This is a genomic window from Prochlorococcus sp. MIT 0701, from assembly GCF_000760295.1.
In the GTDB taxonomy this organism is placed as follows: domain Bacteria; phylum Cyanobacteriota; class Cyanobacteriia; order PCC-6307; family Cyanobiaceae; genus Prochlorococcus.
In genome coordinates, this window is the sequence record NZ_JNBA01000027.1 from 196,633 (window position 1) to 203,120 (window position 6,488).

General features: G+C 55.4%; 6 protein-coding genes. 1 reads left to right on the top strand and 5 read right to left on the bottom strand.

The window, feature by feature from the left end; genetic code table 11:
- Window positions 1-14: 14 nt before the first annotated feature.
- Entirely contained in the window at window positions 15-1,334 is a 1,320-nt protein-coding gene (locus tag EV12_RS07220; RefSeq protein WP_081939875.1) for a cation:proton antiporter domain-containing protein, read from the bottom strand.
- On the opposite strand from EV12_RS07220, the gene ndhO reads away from it, so the two are divergent.
- Entirely contained in the window at window positions 1,333-1,578 is a 246-nt protein-coding gene (gene ndhO / locus EV12_RS07225; protein WP_036913855.1) for an NAD(P)H-quinone oxidoreductase subunit O, read from the top strand. The genes EV12_RS07220 and ndhO overlap by 2 nt on opposite strands.
- Here ndhO and EV12_RS07230 read toward each other — a convergent pair.
- From EV12_RS07230 to EV12_RS07245, 4 genes are all read right to left on the bottom strand, one after another.
- Entirely contained in the window at window positions 1,557-3,656 is a 2,100-nt protein-coding gene (locus tag EV12_RS07230) for a phospholipid carrier-dependent glycosyltransferase (RefSeq protein WP_036913857.1), read from the bottom strand. The two genes, ndhO and EV12_RS07230, sit on opposite strands and share 22 nt — an antisense overlap.
- Entirely contained in the window at window positions 3,653-4,351 is a 699-nt protein-coding gene (locus EV12_RS07235; RefSeq protein ID WP_036913858.1) for a J domain-containing protein, read from the bottom strand. The genes EV12_RS07230 and EV12_RS07235 overlap by 4 nt, the downstream gene beginning before the upstream one ends.
- A 23-nt stretch (window positions 4,352-4,374) precedes the next feature.
- Window positions 4,375-5,343, bottom strand: coding sequence for a cysteine synthase A (gene cysK / locus EV12_RS07240; protein WP_036913860.1), 969 nt, complete (start codon window positions 5,341-5,343; stop codon window positions 4,375-4,377).
- Between the two features lie 148 nt (window positions 5,344-5,491).
- Window positions 5,492-6,488, bottom strand: a 997-nt coding sequence (locus EV12_RS07245; protein WP_036913930.1) for a carbohydrate porin, incomplete at its 5' end; no start/stop codon positions are given.

Below are 6,488 nucleotides of genomic sequence, written 5' to 3' on the forward strand. Positions count from 1 at the left end.
CATTGGCCGCGAGACTAAGGGGCTGAGAGCGGAGCCTCCAGTGGACTAGCTAGCCCAAGGCGATTTGCAATAGGCACTAAAGCAAACCCCTGGAACAACAATCCGAACAAAACCACCGCCAGGGCAAGGGGAGGCATGGTTTTCCCCCAACTCACCGACGACGAAGCCCAGACCTGAATCGCTAAAGCAATAGGTACCGCACCACGCAGGCCAGCGCAGCACACAAACGTCCGCTGCCCTACCGAAAATGAACTGCGTAAGAGCAGAGAGTGAACAATCAACCAACGCACCACCTGCATTAAGAGAAACAGCAGGAATGCTTCGCCAGCTGCTCGAACGACGTCCTCGGGGGAAACCACCAGCCCCATACAAAGAAACAACAGCAGTTCGGCCATTTTTGCAAAACTGGCATGGGCCTCCTCAAGCACCAACTGATCGGTACTTGAACCATTACCGAGCACAAGCCCCGCCACATAAGCAGCCAACAAGGCACTGCCACCCATCAAGGTAGTTCCACCTGCAAGCACCATCAACAAAGCAAGACTCACAACTGGCAACATGGAATTGGTATTCAGAGACCTACGACTACCGAGCACCTGAGTGGTGAGACTGCCTCCGAGAAAGCCAAGCAAGATGCCCAACAGAAACTGACGTAACACCTCGGTCACCAAAGCAGCCGGAGCAACACCCTCCCCGCCAGCCAAAGCCATTGCCACCCCTGCCAAAACCACAGCAACAGGGTCGTTGAAGCCCGACTCCGTCTCAATCAGGTCCAAAACAGGCTTGGGTAATCGTCCAGCAAGGGGCCGCAACAGAGCAAAGGTCGCAGATGCATCCGTGCTGGACAACATCGCACCCACGAACAAAGCCTGCGGGAACAACAACACCCAACCGGCACTCCCTTCGGCCACGCCAAATCCAAGCATCGCCAAGGTAATCAGAAGGGCTGTGAATAAAGCACCAAAAGTTGCCAGCCTTAGCGCCGCTGGGATCACAGAGCGCATCGCTGCCCAATTCGTCGTGAGCCCCCCGAAGAAAAGCACTAAAACAAGTGCTGCCTGCGTGATTTCGTCTGCGTGGACCAGAGAAAGCAAGGGTGGGAGCGCATCAGCCGCATCCGAAGCCACATTCAAATGGTTATCAACCAACAAACCAAGAATCAGCACCATCAGGATCCCCGGAACCCTCACGCGAGCAGCTAGATCATCGAGAAGTACGGCTACAAGCAACAGAGCTCCGAAGGCCAGAAAATAGAGGGCGAGTGAATGACCCAAATCAGAATGTTGGTGATCCTGAGGAGGTTCTAGCCTGAGTCTTAGAGAAAACCACGTCATGGCCGAAACATCTGCACCAGCAAAGGCCACGACAGCCCTCAAGAAAGGAGCCCTTGTTCGGGTCAATAGGCACGCCTTTAGCAACAGCACTGAAGCAGCGGCCAGTGATCCCTCTCCCCCCGACTACATTTTCGAAGGTCCAGGTGAACTGCTCGCCGTCAAAGAGGGCTATGGGCAAGTGCGCTGGCGCATGCCTGTTCCAGACGTGTGGCTACGGATCGATCAGCTGGAACCCTTCTCCTGAGAAGACGCAGACGGCTTTAGCGCTTCCTCAACCTGTTGCACAGCCTTAGGGATCGAGTCTGAGGCCGCAGGCAAACGCCACAAAGCTCCTGCCAAAACCCCACTGAGATCACCCAGGCCGGCCAATAGATCATTGGGATGCTTGCGCTGGGCTTGATCAGCCACAGCTGATGCCTGCCAGGGATTCAAGCCCGCCAGGATCACCACACTGCGATAAACACTGGGCCAAGGACTCTCTGGTAGTCGTTTCTCCAAGACGGCGAATTGAGTAGCTGCCTCAACAGGTCGATTCGCCAAGACTGCCAAAAGCGCCAATGTCCAGCGGGCATCGGTATCAGCAGGATTATCAAGCAAACGCCGCATTGCCGCTTCTCGCACTTCAGCTCGATAACTGAAATGGCCATCCAACATATGCTCGACAGAGACCGCAGCAAAGACTGGCTCAAGCCCTTGAGGCCCCTCCGCCAGCCCCTGGGCCAGAGAGGGAAAACGCTCAGCAAAGCTTGCTGCCCTAGGGACCCCAGAGCTACGAGCCCAAAGGGAATAGCTGCCGCCAGATTGACGTGAAAAACGGCGCAGCTCAACAAATACACCACTGCGGCGAACAGCCTGATCAAGGCGTGCCGCAGTGTCCCGAACTGAGCCCTGATCTCCCTCTGCCAGCACAACCCACTCAGCCTGCAGCAGCACCGGCTCCACATCACCTGCACTACTACCAAGCTGGCGACCTACCAATCGACCACCCCGCCTGCGACCGAAATAACTGACATTGTGCTGATTGAGATCCGAAGTACTGGGCACCACGATGACTGTGGTGGGCAAGCCATTCGGATCAGCGCCTCCAGCCGCCTGAACAATGGCCTCTAGAGGCCCCTTGTGGCGCTCTGACAAACGAGTGATCTGAGCAGACATCGCTGAAGGAAGGATGGCCAACAACCCCGCCAAGAGGGTCGTAGGCAAAATCAGCCAGGAGCCTTTCAGCCAGCGCCGGTTGGCCCACAACCCCCATTGCAACCAACCCCTAGCGAGCAACAAGAGCAATGGTGGGAGCAGTGGAGTGATATATCGATCACCCTTATTCGGACTGAGGCTGGTGAACAACCAACCAGCAACCAGAGTCACGATCAGCCAACGCCAAGCCAGTGGATCATCAGAAGACACTGCCCTCTGTGTTGAAGATCCAAGGCTGCGGCCGTCAAGAAACAACCAGAGCACACAACCACTGAGACCCACGATGAGTAGAACAGGGCCCAACTGCGCCGGCAACAAACGTGGATACCAAAGCCAGTTTTCAAGGGTCCATAGGGAAGGGTCCCCTTCCCTAGCCGCGGATTCGATCACGGCCCTGTTCGTTCCTCCAAGCGTTGTGATCCAGTTGTGACGTAACCAAGGACCCACGCCGAACAAAAACACACCCACACCTGCAAGCAACTGAAATCGGGTGCGATTGGTACGACATAAGGCCCACCAACTGGCCCATAACAGCGCCGGAAGCAAAACCAACAGAGCGCTTTGCTTGACCAGAAGTGCCGCCGTACAAGCAGCCGCAGCGAACAGGGCCTGTAACCAACGCCCACCTCGCTGTGGATCCCACCAACACCCCAGCCGCCATAACGCAAAGGTGACTGCAGCAGTGAGCGGCATCTCCAAGACGTAATCCGAGCGCAACTCCAACAAGGCTGGAGCCATGGCCACAAAGACAACAGCAAGCAATGCCATCCCCTGCCCACGCAAACGCAACCCCCATGCCGCCACAGCGACTAAGAGCACCCCGTTCCAACAACTAAGGCTCCAGGCGGCCTGCTTAGGTGCATCTCCAGCCAGTGCCATCACGGTGCCATTCACCAAAGACGCAAGAGGAGGAATCTTTGGGGAGAGATCCAGCAACGCGTTCCAACCTTGCCATTGGCCTCCTGGTAACAATCCCAGTGCGCGTCCATGATCGAGAGCGCTATTGAGGTAATCGGCCTGATCCCAAGATGGGATACCGCCGTAGTGATGCCACCAGATCCGATCGATCCCAGTAGCCAGCAACCAAATCAGAGCAACAAACGACCAAAAGCGCCAGGGAGCTTTCACGAAATCTCCAACCGACGGCGTTCCTCCTTTAAGCGTAAACGCCGCTTTTTGGCCTCACGCAACATCTCTCGACCATCGTGGAGATAACTATCGACATAGCCCATCGTGTAGCGCTCCAGCTCAGCCAAAGCGTCTTCCACCTGAGAGAGGCAGTGATACAAACTCAAGCCAAAGCCTTGGGCGGACGCAGGAATAGGCAAAGCTCGATAAAGCCTATTAACCGTCTCAAGGCGATTACCACTTTGTTCCAGGTAAGTGCAAAAGACGTCCATCAACGAATCGTCGTAAGGGTCAGCCGAAAGAGAGCGAAACTGAGCAGGAAAAGGATTGATCACTTGCCCCAGCAATCGGTCGATCGGAACATAAACCTGCTTGATCCAACACTCAAGAGCCTCATCTTCTGCTGCTGCCTGGCCTTTGGTCGCTCGCGCAGCAGCACTAGCGCGAGCATTGCGAACCCCTCGTTGATGCGCTTCGTCAGCAACTGAAACGCCGTGCTTTCTTGTGCGGTCATAGGCACGTCGATGCTCTGAATCCCCCAAAACCTCCCAAGCTGCATTGAGCGCAAGGATCTCCTGCTCATCCCCACCAGCGTCAGGGTGATGCAGTTTCACCAACTGGCGATAAGCAGCCTTGATCTCAGCCGAGCTAGCCGTGGACCTTACTCCAAGCACCTGATAGGGATCTGCAGCCATAGAAGCCAGTCATTTTGAAGACATCAAAGGTATCCATCACGCTGCGCCGGCACCGCAGCAGCAGCACTAAACATCGGCGTTGATAGATAACGCTCACCAAAACTTGCCAAGACAACAACAAGACGCTTCCCCACCATCTCAGCCCTACTACCCACTTGCAGTGCAGCCGCAACAGCAGCGCCACTGCTTACCCCACTGAGCAAGCCCTCCTCCCGAGCCAAGCGCCGACCCATCTCCATCGCGTCGTCATCAGAGACCGGCAGGATCTCATCGATCAAAGAGAGATCAAGAACGCTGGGGATGAAGCCAGCACCAATCCCCTGAATGCGATGAGGAGCAGGGCTCCCGCCTGCCAATACAGGGCTTAACGCTGGCTCTACCGCAAACACCCGCAGGCTTGGATTGCGCTGCTTGAGCAAGCGCGCACAACCTGTGAGTGTGCCCCCCGTACCTACTCCAGTAATCAGACCATCAAGCCGACCCTCGCAATCATTCCAGATCTCTTCTGCAGTTGTGCGCTCATGCACCTGCGGATTGGCAGGATTATCAAACTGCTGCAGCAGATAAGCCTCAGGGATGGTTGCCACCAACTCCTTCGCCAACTCAATGGAGCCAGTCATTCCATCGCTGCCTGGGGTGAGTTGCAGTTCAGCGCCATAGGCCCTCAGCATGGCGCGGCGCTCTGTACTCATCGTGTCCGGCATGGTGAGAATGAGTCGATAGCCTCTGGCGGCAGCCACCATGGCCAAGGCGATCCCAGTGTTTCCACTCGTGGGTTCCACCAGCACAGTGCGCCCCGGAGCAATGGTTCCAGCTTCCTCAGCTGCATGAACCATGGCCCCCGCGATGCGGTCTTTAACCGAGGCAGTGGGGTTGAAGCTTTCCAACTTGGCCAGCACCTCCGCATGACAACCAGTCGCCTGTGGCAAGCGATTCAACCGCACCATTGGGGTGCACCCCACTAAGGCCGTAATGTCCGCAGCGATAGGCATGGGCGATGGCATGGTCATGGCCTCTTACCCATCCAAACAAAGCGATGGGGATCAAGCCATAAAAAAGCCCCCCGTTTCAGGAGGGCTGCAATTGATAGAGATTGTGAGGAGTCGGTTATGAGGCCCAACAAGACGTTGGGCCGAAAGATCAGAACTTAAATGTGGTTCTAACTAAACCACCAAAGTTGCTGAAGGTGTCGTCGCTACGGCCACCACCAAAAGCAGGGCCATTGCCATCGGTGATATCACCGTAAGGACGACTGAGGTAATAGACCGCAGGAGTCACAGAGATGTTATCGGTGACCTGGAACTTATACCAAAGTTCAAATGCATAGTTGCCATCAGCAACGAACTCGCTGTCATAGAAATCATCATCCCACTCGATAGCAGTCAAGAAGGTGGGCTGACCTCCAGCCATGCCAAGAACATTACCCTCGACAAATGCATCTTCCCACTGCAAACCTACATACCAAGATTGGGATGTAGCGTTGTCCATGATGTCATTAGCCTGACCTAGAAGAACTCCTTCAAGGTAAATGTCGTGATCATCAGGTGAGATGCCGTTGTAACCCCAACCGGCGCTAATGCTTGGCATCCAGCCAGTGTCTTCAGGTGACCACCAAGCACTCACACCAACTGAGTTGCTTGTTCCAGTTTTGGAAGCAAAGACGGCGAGTGGCGTGCCGTTACCAGCGTAGATACCGGCACCATTGTCTCCAGAGGTGTAGGAGTAAACAGCTGCAACGCCCCACTGTTCATCGGCGTATGCGATTTGAGCAGTTGCATTGGAAGCAGCACCATCTGTGCCAATTCCACCAGTGTTGGGGTTGCCATCATCAGCATTACCAGAGACATAGCTAGCGCTAATGCTCCAGTTGTTTTGCTCCCACCAGATACCACCACCACCACCTTTGGTGAGGCTGTAGGCGCCAGGAGCACCTGCATAGGTGAAGACGTCGAGAATCGTTTCGGACGGATAGTTGCTAGGCCATACGGCAAGCATGTTGTCCTGACGAACCATGGCACCAGCGGTCACTGTGAAAGAGTCGCCGAGTGGGAATTGATACCAGAGGCGATCAACGGTGACTTGATCCTCTTTACCCTCCTCTCCAAAAGCCACTTCCATGGCATCGAGGCCGACGTAG

What these genes read in the sequence shown, in the direction of transcription:
- ndhO (WP_036913855.1), top strand. Translation starts at nt 1,333, where the DNA reads ATGGCCGAAACATCTGCACCAGCAAAGGCCACGACAGCCCTCAAGAAA.
- cysK (WP_036913860.1), bottom strand. Translation starts at nt 5,343, where the DNA reads ATGCCTATCGCTGCGGACATTACGGCCTTAGTGGGGTGCACCCCAATG.
- EV12_RS07220 (WP_081939875.1), bottom strand. Translation starts at nt 1,334, where the DNA reads ATGACGTGGTTTTCTCTAAGACTCAGGCTAGAACCTCCTCAGGATCAC.
- EV12_RS07235 (WP_036913858.1), bottom strand. Translation starts at nt 4,351, where the DNA reads ATGGCTGCAGATCCCTATCAGGTGCTTGGAGTAAGGTCCACGGCTAGC.